The sequence below is a fragment of the Streptococcus infantis genome, from assembly GCF_001579645.1.
GTDB classification, from domain to species: Bacteria; Bacillota; Bacilli; order Lactobacillales; family Streptococcaceae; genus Streptococcus; species Streptococcus infantis_E.
Genome location: NZ_KQ970820.1, coordinates 70,487 through 88,911 on the forward strand (window position 1 = coordinate 70,487; position 18,425 = coordinate 88,911).

Annotated in this window: 17 protein-coding genes and 3 pseudogenes; 2 read left to right on the plus strand and 18 right to left on the minus strand. The window is 41.2% G+C overall.

Going from position 1 to position 18,425, the window contains the following annotated elements; translation table 11 throughout:
- The 18 genes and pseudogenes from SINDD18_RS11380 to rpsL all read right to left on the minus strand — a co-directional run.
- Positions 1–221 (minus strand): annotated as a pseudogene (locus SINDD18_RS11380) (hypothetical protein); the annotation flags it as partial.
- A 31-nt stretch (positions 222–252) separates the two neighbouring features.
- Positions 253–708, minus strand: coding sequence for a DUF4274 domain-containing protein (locus tag SINDD18_RS05875; protein WP_061863440.1), 456 nt, complete (start codon positions 706–708; stop codon positions 253–255).
- A gap of 124 nt (positions 709–832) precedes the next feature.
- Positions 833–1,366, minus strand: coding sequence for a hypothetical protein (locus SINDD18_RS05880; protein ID WP_061863441.1), 534 nt, complete (start codon positions 1,364–1,366; stop codon positions 833–835).
- 57 nt (positions 1,367–1,423) lie between these two features.
- Positions 1,424–2,377 (minus strand): hypothetical protein, encoded by a 954-nt coding sequence (locus SINDD18_RS05885; RefSeq protein ID WP_061863442.1) that lies wholly within the window; start codon positions 2,375–2,377, stop codon positions 1,424–1,426.
- Between the two features lie 6 nt (positions 2,378–2,383).
- Positions 2,384–2,479: pseudogene (locus SINDD18_RS10855) on the minus strand (beta-carotene 15,15'-monooxygenase); the annotation flags it as partial.
- A gap of 48 nt (positions 2,480–2,527) precedes the next feature.
- Positions 2,528–3,187 carry a hypothetical protein gene (locus tag SINDD18_RS11000; RefSeq protein WP_061863443.1) on the minus strand — a complete coding sequence of 220 codons (660 nt, stop codon included), beginning with the start codon at positions 3,185–3,187 and terminating at the stop codon, positions 2,528–2,530.
- A 77-nt stretch (positions 3,188–3,264) separates the two neighbouring features.
- A pseudogene (locus SINDD18_RS05895) lies at positions 3,265–4,146 on the minus strand (hypothetical protein).
- A gap of 66 nt (positions 4,147–4,212) precedes the next feature.
- Positions 4,213–4,767 carry a hypothetical protein gene (locus SINDD18_RS05900; RefSeq protein ID WP_061863506.1) on the minus strand — a complete coding sequence of 185 codons (555 nt, stop codon included), beginning with the start codon at positions 4,765–4,767 and terminating at the stop codon, positions 4,213–4,215.
- 74 nt (positions 4,768–4,841) lie between these two features.
- Positions 4,842–5,405, minus strand: coding sequence for a hypothetical protein (locus SINDD18_RS05905; RefSeq protein ID WP_061863444.1), 564 nt, complete (start codon positions 5,403–5,405; stop codon positions 4,842–4,844).
- Positions 5,406–5,569: 164 nt separating this feature from the next.
- Positions 5,570–6,607, minus strand: coding sequence for a tRNA preQ1(34) S-adenosylmethionine ribosyltransferase-isomerase QueA (gene queA, locus SINDD18_RS05910; protein WP_061863445.1), 1,038 nt, complete (start codon positions 6,605–6,607; stop codon positions 5,570–5,572).
- A gap of 28 nt (positions 6,608–6,635) precedes the next feature.
- The gene (locus SINDD18_RS05915; RefSeq protein ID WP_004250738.1) at positions 6,636–7,544 is read right to left on the minus strand and encodes a LysR family transcriptional regulator; all 909 of its coding nucleotides are present in this window, start codon (positions 7,542–7,544) and stop codon (positions 6,636–6,638) included.
- A gap of 141 nt (positions 7,545–7,685) precedes the next feature.
- Positions 7,686–7,916 (minus strand): GlsB/YeaQ/YmgE family stress response membrane protein, encoded by a 231-nt coding sequence (locus tag SINDD18_RS05920; RefSeq protein ID WP_061863446.1) that lies wholly within the window; start codon positions 7,914–7,916, stop codon positions 7,686–7,688.
- A gap of 9 nt (positions 7,917–7,925) precedes the next feature.
- Complete coding sequence (locus SINDD18_RS05925) at positions 7,926–9,167, minus strand: aminopeptidase (RefSeq protein ID WP_061863447.1); 1,242 nt, start codon at positions 9,165–9,167, stop codon at positions 7,926–7,928.
- Between the two features lie 20 nt (positions 9,168–9,187).
- Positions 9,188–9,340 carry a hypothetical protein gene (locus SINDD18_RS10860; protein WP_000776623.1) on the minus strand — a complete coding sequence of 51 codons (153 nt, stop codon included), beginning with the start codon at positions 9,338–9,340 and terminating at the stop codon, positions 9,188–9,190.
- A gap of 22 nt (positions 9,341–9,362) precedes the next feature.
- The gene (locus tag SINDD18_RS05935; protein ID WP_061863448.1) at positions 9,363–13,757 is read right to left on the minus strand and encodes a PolC-type DNA polymerase III; all 4,395 of its coding nucleotides are present in this window, start codon (positions 13,755–13,757) and stop codon (positions 9,363–9,365) included.
- 113 nt (positions 13,758–13,870) lie between these two features.
- The gene (gene fusA, locus SINDD18_RS05940; RefSeq protein ID WP_036756654.1) at positions 13,871–15,952 is read right to left on the minus strand and encodes an elongation factor G; all 2,082 of its coding nucleotides are present in this window, start codon (positions 15,950–15,952) and stop codon (positions 13,871–13,873) included.
- Positions 15,953–16,259: 307 nt separating this feature from the next.
- Positions 16,260–16,730 carry a 30S ribosomal protein S7 gene (gene rpsG, locus SINDD18_RS05945; RefSeq protein ID WP_004250722.1) on the minus strand — a complete coding sequence of 157 codons (471 nt, stop codon included), beginning with the start codon at positions 16,728–16,730 and terminating at the stop codon, positions 16,260–16,262.
- A 19-nt stretch (positions 16,731–16,749) separates the two neighbouring features.
- On the minus strand, positions 16,750–17,163 hold the full coding sequence (rpsL, locus tag SINDD18_RS05950; RefSeq protein WP_001142332.1) for a 30S ribosomal protein S12: 414 nt from the start codon (positions 17,161–17,163) through the stop codon (positions 16,750–16,752).
- Between the two features lie 342 nt (positions 17,164–17,505).
- Here rpsL and SINDD18_RS05955 point away from each other — a divergent pair, with 342 nt between their 5' ends.
- Together SINDD18_RS05955 and SINDD18_RS05960 are read left to right on the plus strand one after the other, a co-directional pair.
- Positions 17,506–17,946, plus strand: coding sequence for a LytTR family DNA-binding domain-containing protein (locus SINDD18_RS05955; RefSeq protein WP_060955207.1), 441 nt, complete (start codon positions 17,506–17,508; stop codon positions 17,944–17,946).
- Positions 17,943–18,401 (plus strand): DUF3021 domain-containing protein, encoded by a 459-nt coding sequence (locus SINDD18_RS05960; RefSeq protein WP_061863449.1) that lies wholly within the window; start codon positions 17,943–17,945, stop codon positions 18,399–18,401. The genes SINDD18_RS05955 and SINDD18_RS05960 overlap by 4 nt, the downstream gene beginning before the upstream one ends.
- Positions 18,402–18,425 lie beyond the last annotated feature (24 nt).

Below are 18,425 nucleotides of genomic sequence, written 5' to 3' on the forward strand. Positions count from 1 at the left end.
CCGTTCAAGGCAGGCGTAGTCCATTCTTCTGCATAATGATAGAGCTTGACCTGACCATCTACCATAGGCCAGACCATCACATAGTGGCTATGCATAAATTCCTTGGTCAAGGACGCGTTGCTAGCGGTACTAATCGCCCCAATCTCATAGACTGACCAAGCCAAAACTATAAGCATCAAGATTGCTTGAATAGGTTTTGTTTTAACATACTTTTTTAACATGTTCACTCTCCGATAAGAATTACCAACTCATTTAAAGCAAAATATGTAAATTTTTTCCAGAAACACCATCTAAAATAAAGGAACTAAGGTTAGGATGTAGCTTCTTCAATTTGAATTTTTGAATGTTTGTTATTTCAGGGTAATAAGAGATATTTCCAATCGGATAGTGCTCTTTCAGGATTTTATCATAAATTTCCTTGATAAAAGTTTCCCAGGATTTCGATAAAGAATTTGCAATAGCATCCTCTCCTTCAAATAAATATCGTAACCCATCTGCCCTATAAAAAGCTAATAAGGCAACAGAAAGAGTACAATTCGTGTGAGTAATAATTGCCTCTGGCACTTCAAATCCATTATCCCAGTTATAATTATCAAGCAAGACAAAGAGTTCGTCTTCGCTGTTAATAGACTGAACTAGTTTCACAACTTCAGACTTGTTTTCAGAATATAAAATATCAGATAGTTTCTTTAATTGCTCGGCATTCATTTTGTCTTCCTTTCTTGCAACTTGAATGGGGACTCACACTTTACGATTCCTTTTTAAATAAAACAAAAAGTAAAGAACGAGCTCAAATAATCACGAATGTCTGTAGCAGCACCTATATCTATACTTAGGCATATAAGATCCGATACATATTTTCCATGAAGTCATCAATCTCTCCTCGAACAATTTTCAACAGACGATCTTCTTCGGATTGCGAGATAGAGACTCCCTCTCTTTCTCCACTGTCGTTATCTTGAGAATAGTTAGAATAAATTAAATTAAGGTCTTTATCTAACACGAAAGCTACATATGTTTGTTTTTCATTAACTTGTGTAATAAAAAATAACTGAAAATCTTTTGCATCTTTCTGAGGAGGGCTGATTTTCAAATGTACTTCTCCTTCTATTTCAAGCGGATAAATAACTCCATCTAGACGAATGGCACCATCAGATGGAATAATGTAGCCCGCTTTACGTATTTGAGATGCATACTTTTTCGAGGCCATTAAATAATGAAGAACTTCGACTTTATCCTGTTTTTCAAAAGCTGTTTTTAGAGTACTAGATTCTTGAGAATTTTTAAAAGTGAGATAAAAAGGAACGACTAATAAGATAAAAGATACTATTATCAACCACTTAAACTGTTTCATTTTATCTAACATTGATCTTACCACCTCTTTCTAAATAGTCAAAGAAGGCTTTCTGATTCTTCTTTCTCTCTATCTCTTCTTTTTAATCTGATAATAAATAAAACTAATAGTGGTATCCAAAAGAATTGAATAACCAAAAGTTCTTATTGTCCATATAAGCCAAATCGGGCTATTTTCAACATTTATCTTAAGTATCTTCAAACTTACTGCAAGAGTCAAAAATAAGACAACTTCTGTAGTTAAGCGGTGCTTGGCCTTTTTAAGGTCTATGGTTTTCAAAAAGGACTGACTCTTGGTTTCCTTAGGTACTTCTTCCCAATAGGTCTTATCCTTACTTCTTAGATAAAGTAGATAACCAACTTCGACGATTAATCTTGAAAAAGCTGAAATAAACACTATTTTGCTCACAATCCCAAATGTTTGCAAATAATAACCGGATAAACTAGCCAATCCTCCGCCTAACAAAGTAACTCCTAGAATAATCCAAAGGGATGGTTTACTGTAAACACCTGAAAAGGCTATATAGTTAGCAGTTGTTCGTTTTTCTGAAAATCCTTTTCTTAGTTGCTTTTTTAACCAACTGGCATTATAAACAATTAACCCCATGAATAAACCAATGGAACTTAACCAATAAATCAGCGAGTAGATCAGCGAATTTTTTAGAACCTCATTCGTTAAAATAGTGAGGATATAATCCATTAAAACCAATGAAAGATGAATCCCATTGATTAGTACAAAGAGCATCGCAGTACTAAAGAGTTGATGTTTATAGATGAATGTCTTGCTGAATGACATAATCTGACAGCCCAGCATGAGCAATAGAAGGAGACATAGAAAAAGAAAAGGGACATTAGAAAAGGGATCTACTGTGAATTCCTCCTTGATAAAAAAGTATACGTGAGTCAGGTCGATGCTCAATACAAACAAACCAGCCCAGGCCAAACTCAACATTCTAACAGAAGCTCGCGTGGAACCCAGCGCTTGAAAATATTCCTTATTTAATTCTTCTGACTGACGGTTCATATCCCACTACTCCTCTTCTAGCTGACCGCTTTTGATTAACTTCTTATAATAGCGTTTGCTGTACCATTCGCGGTCGCTAATTCCCAGATATTCTTTGTATTCCAGACGACGTCCTAAAAAAAACATCTTTACCTCTTTCTATTTCCTTTGTTATATTTCCTTCTTAACTCTACTATTTCTGTACCGTTCAACTGCCTTCAGCCATCGAATCATATTATTTTGCCACAGCAATAGAGCTGCGACAGCCGGCAAAATCCCCATCAGGCTTAAAGGGAATAGCTCACTGCCGATTGGTGTTCCCATCATCTTTAAAACGAGCATGGAGAAGATAGAAATCGGACCAGCTAAGCCCATGACAGCCATAAAGACTGTGAAAACCCAAGCAATTAGCTTCTTGCCAAGGGTAACCTTCTTATCTGAAAAATTATTCCAAAAGAGATTGCTATCGACGGCTCTTCTGAAGTTTTCCTTGCTGGTAGCCTCCGCTAGGGAAACATTTTTGTAGAGTGCTCGCTCCACGACCACCAATAGTAAAATGGCTTCCAGCAACCAAGTTAGTAGAAAATAAATCAGAGTTCCATAGCTATAGACACCTGTAAAAAAGCGCGTTGCCGGAAAAAGCTGCATGATGCTACTAAATCCTAAAAGGCCACAAATCAACCAGACAATGTGTTTTCGATTTCCACGAGATGCCTCAGTATCTAAAAATTTACTTTTAGGAGCTGCTAGAGGATTTCGTGGCTCATCGACATGGACATAAATAGCCTGACCTTCGCTCTCCCCTATATAAATCACTTTCCTAAAAAGCATGCTTGTCTTTCTCCTCTAACCAACTGATCTTCCTGAAATGATGGCCTTATCTAAACCTAGCTTGATTTTTAATCTTCTCAAGTATCTTTTCCCAAGAGCTCTGGATGATTCTTCAAGTAGGCCTTCCCATACCATTCTTCGACAGACTGGCCCTCCCACTCACGGTATTCTTCTGGGTATTTCCACTTATAATAGGCATGGAGGAAATAAGGAAAACCGATAAAAATAACGATTGCGAACAATACAAAGTTACAAAAAATCCATAACAGCAAAAAGCCAAAGCCTTTTATTGAGTTTAAAATATCTATTTCAAAGAATCCCAAAAGATGCTTTACGATCATAGCTACTCCTAAAATCCCCATACCATAGAGAGTAATCATTTTTGCAACCTTATTCCGAAATGTCTCTTTCAACACCTCACCATACATGAGTTTCCTTAACCCCGCTAGCTCAATATTAAACATCCAGTAAATAATCATCACAATGAAACCAACTATACCAATAATTTCCCAAGAGGCCAAATTTGCTAGCAGAAAGTCTAAAAATATTAGATCCATTTCCAATAAGAACCAAATCATAAATGTAAAAGCATGAAACTGATAACGATACGGTAATAAGTACGTTCGTTTAATAAATTTTCCAATCACAACCAAGGATAACCAGATAATAAGTAAAATCAGAAAAACAATTACTGTTAAAGACTCGTGCTTAGCTATTGGAAGGGTCAACGTATCACTTTCATGGAACTCCATAGAGATAGCCAGCAAGATAAAGTTAAAGCCGACAGGAAAAATAAGGCTTAAAATAAAACTTCTAATGCGAAACCAAAGGGAAGCATGGCCATTCTTAAAAAATTTCGCAGTCTTATCATGTTGCTCTTGCTGTAACTTTCTAAAACCATCATCTTCAAGGTTTAGACTCTCTTCAAAACTTGCCTAAAAAAGGGATTTTTTCTCCATTGACTCCTCCAATTTTATGACACAATTGATAGATTTTTTCCCAAAGAGAGATAAAAAATGAAAAAATTATAAATCTTGAGCAATATTTCCTAGTTGGTTCACTCGATCATGAATGGTTTCCACGTTTAGGTTTCCATGTTGATATTCACAAAGAAATCCATTTTCGTAGAAAACTTGCTCTGAAAGCTGACCTTTTGGTGTATTTGGCCATTCAATCATAACAACATTAAAGACACCACCTGTTCCTGTACCCTCGATTGCATTGCCTCTAAAATGATAAGTGAAAGCCCGGAATTGTTTCCCCTTGTAGTTACCAGAGATGACATAGGCAACTTTTCTCTCATGTCCACACCCAAAAGGATAATAGCTAAAATTGGCATATTTTTCTACATAGGGACTTTGGACTGGAGTTATAGTGAGCGTACTAGATATCGTTCTGCTTGAGTAATCCCTATAGTTGTCTCTACCTTGAGCTTGGTCAAATTGATATCCGTGCGCAGTTGCAAAGGCTAGATATTCATTGTTATTTTTATTGGCGTGGCTAATAGCCCAATAAACAATCCCTGCTACAAAAACAAAGATTAGTAACATAAAGATGATAAAGAAAACAACAAAAGTCATACTCATTTTATACTCCTTTTTAAATTGGTTAGAAAGCAAGGACATTTCATCACCCTTACTTCTGATTGATGTTCTTAGTTACGGTAAAACTGGTTATCTTTGTCGCTTACAGATTGACCGATAGACAAGACATCTTGACTGCCATCTGTACCTGTCACTTCATTTTGGACTCCAGCTGGGGTAAAGATCAGTCGTGCCCCTTGCCCACCACCGACAAGATGAATACCTGTTGAGTAGTAGCCGTCTTTTTCCTCTACTTGACCCATCTCGTATTTAAAGGTTCCATTTGAACTTTGGATCGTTACAATTCCATCTGCTGTGACTGTTGCAGTTGTTCCCGCGTAGTTTTCCCAAGTCCCTACAAACTTAGCGTAAGCTTCTTGTGATTTTTGCTTATCTTCCTTTTGTTCTGCTTGAGTGGTTGTAGCTTCTGTCGCACTATTTGTTTCTGACTTCTGCTCCTCTTTTTGGCTTGCTTCAGTTTTACTTGCGGACTCTGTAGTCACCTTGCTTGTTGTTTCTTTTTGGTTTGTAGCTGAAGTGTTCTTGTCAGTCTTTCCACCACAGGCAACCAAAGTCAAGGCAGCCAACAAGGTCAGGACTGATAGGCTCGTATAGCGCAATGTTTTGTTTTTCATAAAAATCTCCTTTGAAATAGACTCAGATAAAAGTAGCTCGTCAGATTTTGCATATATTTGACGGCTGTCTCGTAGTCTTCAGTGTATCATTTATTTGCTTTTAATTCAACAGCTATCTGATATCAAAAAAAGGCTAATCCAATCAGGAATTAGCCCTTCTATTCTTAATAGATAAACATGGCATCGCCAAAGCTAAAGAAACGGTATTTTTCATCGATAGCATGCTGGTAGGCTTTGAGGACCAATTCACGGCCTGCAAAGGCAGAAACTAGCATAACCAAGGTAGACTTCGGCAAATGGAAATTAGTAGAAAAAGCATCCACCACCTTCCAGTCATAGCCTGGCTTGATAAAGATATTAGTCCAGCCAGAGTCGGCTTGGATTTGGCCGTCAAACTTGCTTCCGATAGTCTCTAGCGTACGGATAGAGGTTGTCCCCACAGCAATGACACGGCCACCATTTTCTTTGACCTGACGCAAGGTCGCTGCTGCTTCCTCAGACAATTGGTAAAACTCTGAGTGCATCTCATGCTCATCTAAATTATCTACTGAAACAGGTCTAAAGGTCCCAAGTCCAACGTGCAAGGTCAGGTAGACTAGGTGAACACCTTTTTGCTGGATTTCTTCTAGTAATTCCTTGGTAAAATGTAGCCCTGCAGTTGGAGCAGCTGCTGATCCACTCTCCTTGGCATAGACTGTCTGGTAACGTTCACGGTCATCCAATTTTTCATGGATATAAGGAGGCAAAGGCATTTCTCCAAGACTTTCAAGTACTTCTAGGAAAATTCCTTCATACTCAAAACGGACAATACGACCGCCATGGGTTAATTCCTCAGTCACAACTGCGCTAAGTCGACCATCACCAAAGACAACTCGGGTTCCGACCTTGAGACGTTTGGCAGGTTTTGCCAAGACTTCCCATTCGTCTCCTGCTGTATTTTTCAAAAGCAAGAGTTCAACATGGCCCCCTGTTTCTTCTTTTTGGCCATGAAGTCGAGCTGGCAAAACACGGGTATCATTCATCACCAGGGCATCACCTGGCTCTAGCATTTCGATAATGGAGTGAAAGTGACGATCTTGAAATTCTCCAGTCTGGCGATTGACCATCAAGAGTTTAGAGGCATCGCGCTTTTCCAAAGGAGTCTGAGCAATCAATTCCTCCGGCAAGTGAAAATCAAAATCATTTGTATTTAATGTCGTCATTCTTCTTTTCTCTTCTCATTTATTCAAATTACTTATCAAAGCGAACTTCTTCAAGTAGGTACTCGATGAAGCGTTCACCCATCTTAGACAAGCTAGTTTTCTCATGCTGGATATAAACCAGTTCAATAGGATCATCAATATCAAGTGGAATAGAAACGATATTGTCTCCATTGAGGTTACTATTAAGGATACCAGTCGCGATGGTATATCCGTCCAAACCAATCAAGAGATTGAACAAGGTCGCACGGTCACTAACAACGATGGATTTCTTGTGGTGTTCCTGAGACAAAATCTCCTCTGAGAAATAGAAGGAATTATGGGTACCTTGGTCATAGCTCAAATATGGGAAGTCTTCTAGGTCTGCCAACTGCACCTTGTCTCTTTTAGCAAGAGGGTTGGTCTTGCTGACAAAGATATGGGGTTGGGCTGTAAATAGATGGTGGGCAACGAGATGGTTGTCGTCCAACATCTTCGAAAGAACGTCCCGGTTATAGCTATTTAAAAAGAGGACTCCGACTTCACTTCGGAAGTTCTTGACGTCGTCAATGATTTCCCAGGTTCTGGTTTCACGCAAAAAAAGCTCATACTTTTCCATATCGCTTTTCTTGAGCAAGGAAACAAAGGCGTTGACCACGAAGGCATAGTGCTGCGAAGACACACTAAAAAGCTCGCGATGAGCGATTGGGTTCTTATAGCGTTCTTCTAAAAGTTGCGTTTGTTCGACAACCTGACGGGCATAGGACAAAAATTCCATCCCATCACGTGTGAGGGTGATTCCTTTAGGATTTCGGATAAAAATCTCAATTCCCATCTCATTTTCTAAATCACGAACGGCATTTGATAGAGAAGGCTGAGTAATGAAAAGTTGCTTGGCAGCCTCATTCATGGAACCAGTCTCTACGATTTTGATAATATAGTGTAATTGTTGAATTCTCATATTTTTATTGTACCATACTTGACGCAATATAAAAAGAACCAGTCACTGCAAGTCCCATTATCCTTTGTGAATCTTAAAAGAGGTCGGAACAGTTCCAACCTCTTTTTATCTTTATAGTTAAATAAGCTTTCAAATCGAAACTTAGCTTCCTCTTTCCCAGAAGATGGCTAACAAAATCATGGCTCCTAAAACTGATGGGATAATGGCTGTACCGTTTAGGCTTGGCCCCCAAGCACCAAAGAGTAATTGTCCTAAAAAGGCACCAATCCAGCCGAGAAACATTTTCCCGAAGCATCCCATCCGTTCTCCACGATTGGTGATAGCTCCTGCTAATAGTCCGATCAAAAGACCGACAAACATACTTCCAATCATAGTTTCTCCTTAAATTGCCCAATCTCCATTGCGGAAGAGTGGTACGCGTGTTCCATCCTCACGGATACCATCGATATCCATTTGGTTAGAACCAATCATAAAGTCAACGTGAACGTCTGAACGGTTGAGCCCTGCAGCTTCCAGCTCTTCTTCGCTCATCTCTGCTCCACCAACAACGCTCGTTGCATAGGCTGCACCGATAGCTAAGTGGTTAGAAGCATTTTCATCGAAAAGAGTGTTAAAAAAGGTAATGCCTGACTGGGAAATTGGGCTTGGATCTGGTACCAAGGCACATTCACCCAAGGCACGCGCACCAGCATTCTTAAAGACAAGGTCCTTCATAACCTGATCACCCTTTTCTGCAGTGATATCAACGATTTGACCATTTTCAAAGGTTACTTTGATGCCTTCGATGATATTTCCATTGTAGCTAAGAGGTTTTGTAGACGTTACATAACCATCTGCGCGACGGAAGTCAGGAGCTGTAAAGACTTCTTCTGTTGGCATGTTTGGCAAGAATCCTTCACCTTGGGCATTAACTGCACCAGCTGATTCCCAAACGTGGTTCTTAGGCAAGCCAAGTGTTAAATCAGTTCCAGGCGCTGTGTAGTGAAGGGCTGAGAATTGTTCTTTGTTGAGCATTTCCGCCTTGCTCTTCAAGATTGCTGCATGTTCTTCCCAAGCCTTAACTGGATCTTCTTCATAGATACGGCAAGTCTTGAAGATTTGGTCCCAAAGGAGGTCCACTGCTTCTTCATCGCTCGCCGCATTTGGAAAGACCTTCTTAGCCCACTCAAGTCCAGCAGCGGCTGCTACAGTCCAGCTAACCTTGTTAGATTGAGTTGCGATACGCATTGGCTTCATAGCAATTCCCATAGCTTTTGCAGAAGCAGAAAGCTTTTCAGCATCTACTCCGTTCAAGGCACCCGGGTCAGAAGAACGAACACCGAGACGACTTGCTTTATTTTCAAGTAGGTAGTTCATCTCAGCAATCTTGTATTCTGGCACATTGTCCAAACGCTCCATCGGCGCGTGAAGGAATTTCTCACGGTTTACAAAGTCATCTGCCCATTGAACGATAACTTCGTGCGCTCCAAGTGCATAGGCTTCTTTGACGATTAAGTGAGCCAACTCACGTTGCTCCACATCAATAGAGAGAGCTAAGGTATGACCAGGTTGCACGTTCACTCCGTTTGCAACCAAAAGCTTAGCGTATTTTTCTAGATTTTCTTTAAAATTTGGTAAAACCATCTTGTTTCTCTTTTCTATTTTTATTTTTCTTTCAAAGCAGAAAATAATCCTGCTAAAGCAATAGCACCAGACAAGAGTGCTGTCGATAGAAGAATTGTCTGATCAGCAAGGTCTAATTGATACTCAAACACCTTCTCAGCCGGCTTGTCTTCCGCAAAAATTCTTAGTTTCATCAAATGTCCTCCGTTCTACCTCTTAAAACAAATCATCAAACAAACTCAGCTGGTTATCCTCTGGCATATTACCGAGAATTCCCATTTCATCCATCTTTTCAACCAAGGTTGATGAGAGTCCTCCACGCTTGCGGAGTTCAGTTTTAGAGAGGAATTCTCCCTCTTGACGGGCACGAACCAGTTGCTTGGCAACGTTCTCTCCCAGACCATCCATAGCAACAAACGGCGGGATAAGAGTGTCTCCATCGATGATGAATTCAGTCGCATCACTACGATAGAGGTCTAACTTGCCAAACTTAAAGCCACGCTCCCACATCTCATTAACAATCTCAAGAGTGGTATAGAGGTCGATTTCTACGTTGGAAGCTTCATTGTTCTTGCGCTTTTCAGCAATTTCTTGCATCTTGCGTTTGATAGCTTCCAAGCCGGCACCCATGGTCTTGATATCAAAGGCCTTGGCGCGGATTGAGAAGTAAGCACAGTAATAATAAATCGGGTGGTGGACCTTGAAGTAGGCTACACGAAGGGCCATCATAACGTAGGCTGCCGCATGGGCTTTAGGGAACATGTACTTGATTTTTCCACAAGATTCGATATACCACTCAGGCACATTATTGGCCTTCATGGCTTCGATATAACCATTGCGCTCTTCTTCTGAGATTTTGAGCCACATTCCCTTACGCACTCGTTCCATGATGGTAAAAGCCATCTTAGGATTTAAACCTGCATGCATGAGGTAAACCATGATATCGTCCCGACAACCGATAACGGTTGATAGGTCCGCAATTCCTGACTTGATCAGGTCTTGAGCATTTCCCAACCATACGTCTGTCCCGTGAGACAAACCAGAAAGCTGAAGCAATTCCGCAAAGGTCGTCGGATGGGTTTCATCAACCATCCCTCGAACAAAGTTAGTTCCAAATTCTGGAATACCAAGCATGCCAGTTGAAGTCCCGATTTGCTCAGGTGTCACTCCTAGGATATCTGTACCTGAGAAAAGGGCCATGACACCATAATCATCCATAGGGATATCATTTGGATCAATGCCTGACAAGTCCTGAAGTTTCCGAATCATGGTCGGATCATCATGTCCAAGGACATCGAGCTTGAGGACGTTCTCATCGATATCGTGGAAGTTAAAGTGAGTGGTCTGCCATTCAGCCGTTACATCATCTGCAGGATACTGTACTGGAGTAAAGTCATAGACATCCATATAATTAGGGATAACAACGATTCCTCCTGGGTGCTGACCGGTCGTACGTTTAACACCAGCAGCTCCTTGGGCTAGGCGCTCTACTTCAGCTTCTCGGTAGAATTTGCCATAGTCACGCTCGTAACCCTTGACAAATCCATAGGCTGTCTTAGCAGCCACCGTACCAACCGTTCCTGCACGGAAGGCATATTCTTCCCCAAAGATATCACGAACATCCAAGTGGGCGCTCGGCTGGTCCTCACCAGAGAAGTTCAAATCGATATCGGGTACCTTGTCCCCATCAAAACCAAGGAAGGTCTCGAAAGGAATATCCTGTCCATTCTTGCTGAGTTTGTGACCACAGTTTGGACAGTCTTTATTAGGCATATCAAATCCTGAACCGTAGGAACCATCTGTGATAAACTCACTGTACTGACACTGACCACAGACATAATGAGGAGAGAGAGGATTAACCTCAGTGATCCCAATCATGGTCGCAACGAAACTGGATCCAACAGACCCACGGGAACCAACCAAGTAGCCTCGTTCGTTGGAACGATGCACTAGCATCTGTGAAGCCAGATAAATCACGGCAAAGCCATTCCCCAGGATAGAGGTTAGTTCCTTTTCAATTCGTAAATCAACGATATCTGGGAGTGGATTTCCATAGATTTCAAAAGCTTTTTTATAGGTCAACTCAGCGACTGTTTCCTCGGCTTGGTCAATGAAAGGTGTATACAAGTCGCCTTTAACGACCTCAACAGGTTCAAAGATTGCTGCCAAGGCATTGGTGTTTTCAATGACAATCTTACGAGCCAAGTCTTCCCCTAGAAAGGCAAATTCATCCAACATTTCATTGGTTGTTCTAAAATGTGCCTTGGGTAGCGGAGCTGGTTGGGCAGCTTCTCCATGGCCGATAGTTCGGTTAATCATGGCACCCTGACCGAGACTTCGCACGATGATCTCGCGATAAATCTCATCCTCAGGTTCGATATAGTGGACATTTCCTGTCGCAAGAACGGGCTTACCGAGACGGTCTCCAACCTCTATCAAGCTCTTGATGATGGTCTGAAGCTCCTCCATATCCTTGACCTGCTCTTTGGCAATCAAAGGTGCATAGATAGCCGGAGGCATGACCTCGATAAAGTCGTAGTATTTAGCTACTTCGACTGCCGCATCTACACCCTGTGATACGACTGCATCAAAGACTTCCCCTTCTGTACAGGCTGAACCTAAGATCAAACCTTCTCGATGGGCATCTAGCACCGTACGTGGAATCCGTGGAACTCCTTCAAAGTACTGGGTATTTGAGAGAGATACTAGTTTAAAGATATTTTTCAAGCCCACCTGATTTTTCACATAGATGGTCGCATGCTTGACTCGAGCTTTTTTATAAGAGTCTGGGCTGATTAAATCAAGGTTCAATCGAGCCAAGTCTGTCACACCGTGTTTTTCTGCCACTTCCTTGATAAAGATAAAGAGCAGACGGCCAGTTGCTTCCGCATCATAGTTGGCCATATGGTGGTGTTCTAGAGCTACACCAAAACGCTTGGTCAAGGGCCCTAGACCATGGCGTTTATACTCTGGATAGAGATTTCTAGCGAACTCTAGCGTATCGATGACAGGTTGAGTAATTTTTGGCAGACCGTGACGTTCATAGTTTGCATTCATAAAGCCAACGTCAAAAGTCGCATTATGGGCTACCAGAACTGTATCTTTACAGAATTCTTGGAATTCTTTCAGAACTTGAACCAAGGGTTTAGCATTTTTTACATGGTCATCGGTAATCCCTGTCAATTCCGTTGTAAAGGCTGACAAGGGATACCCTGGATTGATAAATTCATCAAACTCAGCGATGATATTCCCCTTATACATCTTGGAAGCAGCAACCTGAATCAAATCATTATAAATAGCTGAAAGTCCTGTCGTTTCCACGTCAAAGACCACATAGGTAGCTTCAGAAAGATCAATCACAACTTCGTTATAGACGATAGGAACACGGTCTTCAACAATATTGGCTTCCATACCATAGATAAGTTGGATGCCAGATTTCTTGGCTGCCTTATAGCCGTGAGGGAAGGACTGAACATTGCCATGGTCCGTGATAGCTACGGCTTTGTGACCCCATTTGGCAGCTGTCGCAACGATTTCTTCGACCTCAGGCAGAGCATCCATGGTCGACATATTGGTATGAGCGTGAAACTCAACGCGACGCTCACCTTCTGGCATCAAGTCCTTACGTTCATAGTGAACTACTTCCTGCACATCTTGCACATTCATGGTCAAATCTCGTGTGAAATTATTGACCTCGACATTTCCACGAACACGGAGCCATGAATTTTTCTTAATGATATCAAACTTCTGAGCTTCCTCTTCGTTTCGGACCCATTTTTGCATGGAGAAACTAGACGTATAGTCCGTCATCTTGAAGTTAATCAAGACACGACCTGTTCTAGTCACCTTTTGCTCGACATCAAAGACAACTCCTTCAAAGACCAAACGGTTCTCCTCAGTATTAACCTCAACCATAGGAGTAATCTCTGCCTTGTCTAGTTTTGGTTTGGCAGCTGCCTTCTTGGCTTGGAAATCAAAGACAGGTTTATCCTCAACTGGAGGAGGCGGTGCCATCTGTTCTAACTGTTCCATAGCTCGAAGGGTCTCATCATTGGCAGCCTGAACAATCATTTGATTTTCAGAATGGAAAGCTTCCTGCTCTTCCTTTGTCAAATCTTCATTTTTCTCTAAATGGCATGTAAATTTAGGAAAACCAAAGAGCTCAAATTGTTTGCTAAGATTTGGCAAATGGTTTTTTCTGAAATGCTCTGTATCTGCTGCTTCAGAGGCCTCAATAATCAATTGATCATTTTCGAATCGAACCTGAAAATCCTGATACATGGTCCGAAATCCTTGGCTAGAACAAGGCCCATCTGAAAAAGCCTCCCGATAGTAGGCCTGTAAAAGCTCTCTTGAAAAATCTTGATTTTTCGTTTTAATTTCGAAAGTCGCTTGATTTCCTGTTTTTGAAAATTCTTCTTTCAATCCCTTCTTCAATGCTAAAAAGAGTTCAAAGGGGAGGATATTCTCAAATACAAAACGAAACTCCCAAATGTTACTTTGTTTGTGTACAATAACTTGTTCAATTTCAGCCTGGGAGAAGGCCTCATGATTTCTTATCTCAGCGGGGATACCCAACTGATTCATTAAAATTTCAAAAGTGGTTGACATCCATTTTCCTCACAATATACTCCTTCTATTTTACCATATTTGAGGCAATTTTAGCTATTTCTACCAAACAGAAAAAGAAGCCACAAAGTGACTTCTTTTAAAGTGACGGTGAATTATTCTTCACCTTTGTTTTTCTTAATGATTTCTTCTTGTACTGACTTAGGTACATCTTCGTAGTGGTCGAATACCATCATGAATGTACCACGTCCTTGTGATGCAGAACGAAGAACTGTTGCATAACCAAACATTTCAGCAAGTGGAACGTAAGCACGAACGATTTGGCTGTTACCGTGAGCTTCCATACCATCTACACGTCCACGACGAGCAGTTACGTGACCCATAACATCCCCAAGGTTTTCTTCTGGAACAGTGATTGTTACAAGCATCATTGGCTCAAGGATAGCTGGTTGTGCAGTCTTAGCAGCTTCTTTAAGTGCAAGAGATGCAGCGATCTTGAAGGCAGTTTCAGATGAGTCGACATCGTGGTATGAACCATCGTAAAGCTTAGCTTTAACGTCAACCATTGGGTAACCAGCAAGAACACCGTTAGCCATAGATTCTACCAAACCTTTTTCAACCGCTGGGATAAATTCACGAGGAACCACACCACCGACGATTGCGTTTTCGAATTCGAATCCTTTACCTTCCTCGTTTGGAGTAAATTCAATCCATACGTCACCGAATTGACCTTTACCACCAGACTGACGTTTGAAGAATCCACGTGCTTGAGTAGAAGCGCGGAATGTTTCACGGTAAGATACTTGAGGAGCACCTACGTTCGCTTCAACTTTGAACTCACGACGCATACGGTCAACAAGGACATCAAGGTGAAGCTCACCCATACCAGAGATAACTGTTTCACCAGTTTCAACGTTAGTTTCAACGCGGAATGTTGGATCTTCTTCAGCCAATTTTTGAAGAGCGATACCCATCTTGTCTTGGTCTGCTTTAGATTTTGGTTCAACCATCAATTGAATAACTGGTTCTGGAACGTTGATTGACTCAAGGATGATTTTCGCTTTTTCATCTGTCAATGAGTCACCAGTTGTAGTGTCTTTCAAACCAACGGCAGCAGCGATATCACCTGAGTAAACGGTGTCGATTTCTTGACGGCTGTTAGCGTGCATTTGAAGGATACGTCCGATACGTTCACGTTTACCTTTAGATGTGTTCAATACGTATGAACCTGATTGAAGAACACCTGAGTAAACACGGAAGAATGTCAAACGACCTACGAATGGGTCAGTCATGATCTTGAAGGCAAGAGCTGCAAATGGCTCTTCATCAGACGCTGGACGAGTTTCTTCTTCTTCAGTATCTGGGTTGATACCTTTGATCGCTGGGATATCAAGTGGGCTTGGAAGGTAGTCGATAACCGCATCAAGCATCAATTGAACACCCTTGTTCTTGAAGGCAGAACCACAAAGTACTGGGTAGAATTCAACGTTGATAGTCGCTTTACGGATACCAGCTTTTAATTCTTCGTTAGTGATTTCTTCACCTTCGAGGTATTTCATCATCAATTCTTCGTCAGTTTCAGCAACTGCTTCGATCAATTTTTCACGGTATTCTTGAGCTTGGTCAAGGTATTCAGCTGGAATATCTTCTTCAAGGATATCTGTACCAAGGTCGTTAGTATAGATTTCAGCTTTCATCTTGATCAAGTCGATGATTCCTCGGAAGTCATCTTCAGAACCGATTGGCAATTGAATTGGGTGTGCGTTTGCTTGAAGACGATCGTGAAGTGTGCTTACTGAGTAAAGGAAGTCAGCACCGATTTTGTCCATTTTGTTGGCAAATACGATACGTGGAACTCCGTACTCAGTTGCTTGACGCCAAACTGTTTCAGTTTGAGGCTCAACACCTGATTGTGAGTCAAGAACTGTAACCGCACCGTCCAATACACGAAGAGAACGTTGTACTTCGATTGTGAAGTCCACGTGTCCTGGTGTGTCGATGATGTTTACGCGGTGGTTGTTCCATTGAGCTGTTGTCGCAGCAGATGTGATAGTGATACCACGTTCTTGCTCTTGCTCCATCCAGTCCATTTGAGACGCACCTTCGTGAGTTTCACCGATTTTGTGGATTTTACCAGTGTAGTAAAGAATACGCTCAGTTGTAGTTGTTTTACCAGCATCGACGTGGGCCATGATACCGATATTACGAGTTTTTTCAAGTGAAAATTCGCGTGCCATGAGGTTTGTTTCTCCTATATTTTTTATTTCTATTCTATTATAACACGATTTCAATAAAAACGGATAGGCAGGACCCACCCGTTCTCAATGTTTATCTTGTTTAGTTGGTTTCAACTTGTGAGATGGGAAGTTGAATTGTACTTAAGAACGGACCGAGCTCAATTGAACCCGGGCTAAAAGCTCAAGTTAACTGATTTGAACCCGAGCGAGGCCCGGTGCAAAAAAGATAAACTGCTTTGTGTTCACGGAACACTGCATCAGTTTCCTATTTTTGCCTTGGGCCTTTGTCGCTCTTGGTATCATTTTATTACCAACGGAAGTGTGCGAAGGCACGGTTAGCTTCAGCCATACGGTGAGTGTCTTCACGTTTCTTAACTGCTGCACCAGTGTTGTTAGCAGCATCCAAGATTTCTTTTGCAAGACGGTCTTGCATTGTGTGTTCACCACGAAGGCGAGCGATTGTTACCAACCAACGAAGTCCAAGTGTTGTACGACGTTCTGGACGAACTTCAACTGGGACTTGGTAGTTTGATCCACCAACACGACGTGCACGTACTTCAAGTACAGGCATGATGTTTTCCATAGCTGTTTCAAATACTTCAAGTGCATCGTTACCAGTAGCTTCTTTGATTTGCTCAAAAGCACCGTAAACGATTGAAGCAGCTGTACCACGTTTACCGTCAAGCATAACGCGGTTGATAAGACGAGTAACTAATTGTGAATTGTAAAGCGGATCTGGCAATACTTCACGTTTTGGAGCTCTATTTTTACGACTCATTTCTCTTTATCCCCTTTCCTTATGCTTTTGGACGTTTAGTACCGTATTTAGAACGGCCTTGTTTACGATCGTTAACACCTGCAGTATCAAGTGCACCACGGACGATATGGTAACGTACCCCTGGAAGGTCTTTTACACGTCCACCACGAAGAAGCACCACGCTGTGCTCTTGCAAGTTGTGTCCGATACCTGGGATGTAAGCAGTAACTTCGATAAGGTTGCTCAAACGTACACGAGCAAATTTACGAAGGGCAGAGTTAGGTTTTTTAGGTGTCATAGTTCCAACACGAGTTGCTACACCACGTTTTTGTGGTGAAGAAACGTTTGTTTGAACTTTTTTATGACTGTTGTAACCAACGTTCAAAGCTGGTGATTTAGATTTTTCTACTTTTGATTTACGCGGTTTGCGAACCAATTGGTTAATTGTAGGCATCTACATTCTCCTGTGTTTTTTTATTTTTGGTGATGATACACTTGGTGACAGCTATCATCTGTGTGTACTTTTGCAACATTTGTCAGCACGTCCCTGTACACTCTTGAGAGACCAAAAGTAAAAAGTACCGTCTATTATTGTACCACGTTTTTTCTATTTTTGTCAATATATTTCTTCTTATTTTTTGACTTCTTTACTCTAAAAATTCTATGAAAACGGTCACCTGCCAGATAGACTCTTCAACCGACCACATAGACAAAGCTTCTTGTAATTGTCAACAAAATGGTGTTTAATAGATTTGTAAGTAAGAGATCTCTATTACAACTTTACAAAGGAGAAAATATGAAAGTTAGACTTGACATTGATCAACAATACGCCGAAGAACAAATCATCATAGAAGCACCATCTTTGTCCCCTAGAGTTCAAAAAGTTCAAGACTTTGTTCAATCACTGGATCAAAACGAAACTCTTAAAGGAAAATTCCAAGACCAGGTCTACTTGATTCAGATTAGTAAGATTCAACGTATATATATTGAAAATCGCAAAGTCTTAGCTGAAACGGATAGCCAAACCTATGCGCTCGACATTCGTCTTTACCAAGCAAGTGAAATTTTACCTGCTTCCTTTATCCAAATTTCCCAATCGGAAATTGTCAACATCGATGCTATTAGTCATCTAAAACTAACCTCTAACGGCTTGATTGAAATCTATCTAAAAAATGACAGTTTCACCTACTCATCTCGCCGTTACCTCAAAGCTATTAAGGAGAAATTAGAACTATGAAAAAACAAATTTTCCACGATGCCACAACTGGTATCCTCATCGGCCTCATCCTATCTATTATCTTTTCTTTTATCTATTCACCAAGCAACTATGCACCACTTAGCCCCAACTCTTTGATTGGCCAATTCATGATCCAACAACAGGTACATGGCGCTCTAGTATTGCTCTACTGTTCTATCATCTGGGCAGCTATCGGAGTCCTCTTTAGTTTTGGTAGCCGTCTCTTTGCCAAAGACTGGAGCCTTCTTCGTGCTACTGTCACTCACTTCTTCCTAATGCTATTAGGTTTTGTTCCTCTAGCAATTCTGGCAGGTTGGTTTCCACTTCGCTGGACTTTCATCCTTCAACTCATCCCAGAGTTTGCCATCGTCTATCTCATCATCTGGGCGATTCTCTATAAAAGAGAATCAAAGAAGGTTGCCCACATCAACCAATTATTGGCTCAGAAGAAATAATACAACAGAAACCCACTCAGTCGG

Coding starts and splice junctions, on each gene's coding strand:
- SINDD18_RS05875 (WP_061863440.1), bottom strand. CDS start 708: ATGAATGCCGAGCAATTAAAGAAACTATCTGATATTTTATATTCTGAA.
- SINDD18_RS05880 (WP_061863441.1), bottom strand. CDS start 1,366: ATGTTAGATAAAATGAAACAGTTTAAGTGGTTGATAATAGTATCTTTT.
- SINDD18_RS05885 (WP_061863442.1), bottom strand. CDS start 2,377: ATGAACCGTCAGTCAGAAGAATTAAATAAGGAATATTTTCAAGCGCTG.
- SINDD18_RS11000 (WP_061863443.1), bottom strand. CDS start 3,187: ATGCTTTTTAGGAAAGTGATTTATATAGGGGAGAGCGAAGGTCAGGCT.
- SINDD18_RS05900 (WP_061863506.1), bottom strand. CDS start 4,767: ATGACTTTTGTTGTTTTCTTTATCATCTTTATGTTACTAATCTTTGTT.
- SINDD18_RS05905 (WP_061863444.1), bottom strand. CDS start 5,405: ATGAAAAACAAAACATTGCGCTATACGAGCCTATCAGTCCTGACCTTG.
- queA (WP_061863445.1), bottom strand. CDS start 6,607: ATGACGACATTAAATACAAATGATTTTGATTTTCACTTGCCGGAGGAA.
- SINDD18_RS05915 (WP_004250738.1), bottom strand. CDS start 7,544: ATGAGAATTCAACAATTACACTATATTATCAAAATCGTAGAGACTGGT.
- SINDD18_RS05920 (WP_061863446.1), bottom strand. CDS start 7,916: ATGATTGGAAGTATGTTTGTCGGTCTTTTGATCGGACTATTAGCAGGA.
- SINDD18_RS05925 (WP_061863447.1), bottom strand. CDS start 9,167: ATGGTTTTACCAAATTTTAAAGAAAATCTAGAAAAATACGCTAAGCTT.
- SINDD18_RS10860 (WP_000776623.1), bottom strand. CDS start 9,340: ATGAAACTAAGAATTTTTGCGGAAGACAAGCCGGCTGAGAAGGTGTTT.
- SINDD18_RS05935 (WP_061863448.1), bottom strand. CDS start 13,757: ATGTCAACCACTTTTGAAATTTTAATGAATCAGTTGGGTATCCCCGCT.
- fusA (WP_036756654.1), bottom strand. CDS start 15,952: ATGGCACGCGAATTTTCACTTGAAAAAACTCGTAATATCGGTATCATG.
- rpsG (WP_004250722.1), bottom strand. CDS start 16,730: ATGAGTCGTAAAAATAGAGCTCCAAAACGTGAAGTATTGCCAGATCCG.
- rpsL (WP_001142332.1), bottom strand. CDS start 17,163: ATGCCTACAATTAACCAATTGGTTCGCAAACCGCGTAAATCAAAAGTA.
- SINDD18_RS05955 (WP_060955207.1), top strand. CDS start 17,506: ATGAAAGTTAGACTTGACATTGATCAACAATACGCCGAAGAACAAATC.
- SINDD18_RS05960 (WP_061863449.1), top strand. CDS start 17,943: ATGAAAAAACAAATTTTCCACGATGCCACAACTGGTATCCTCATCGGC.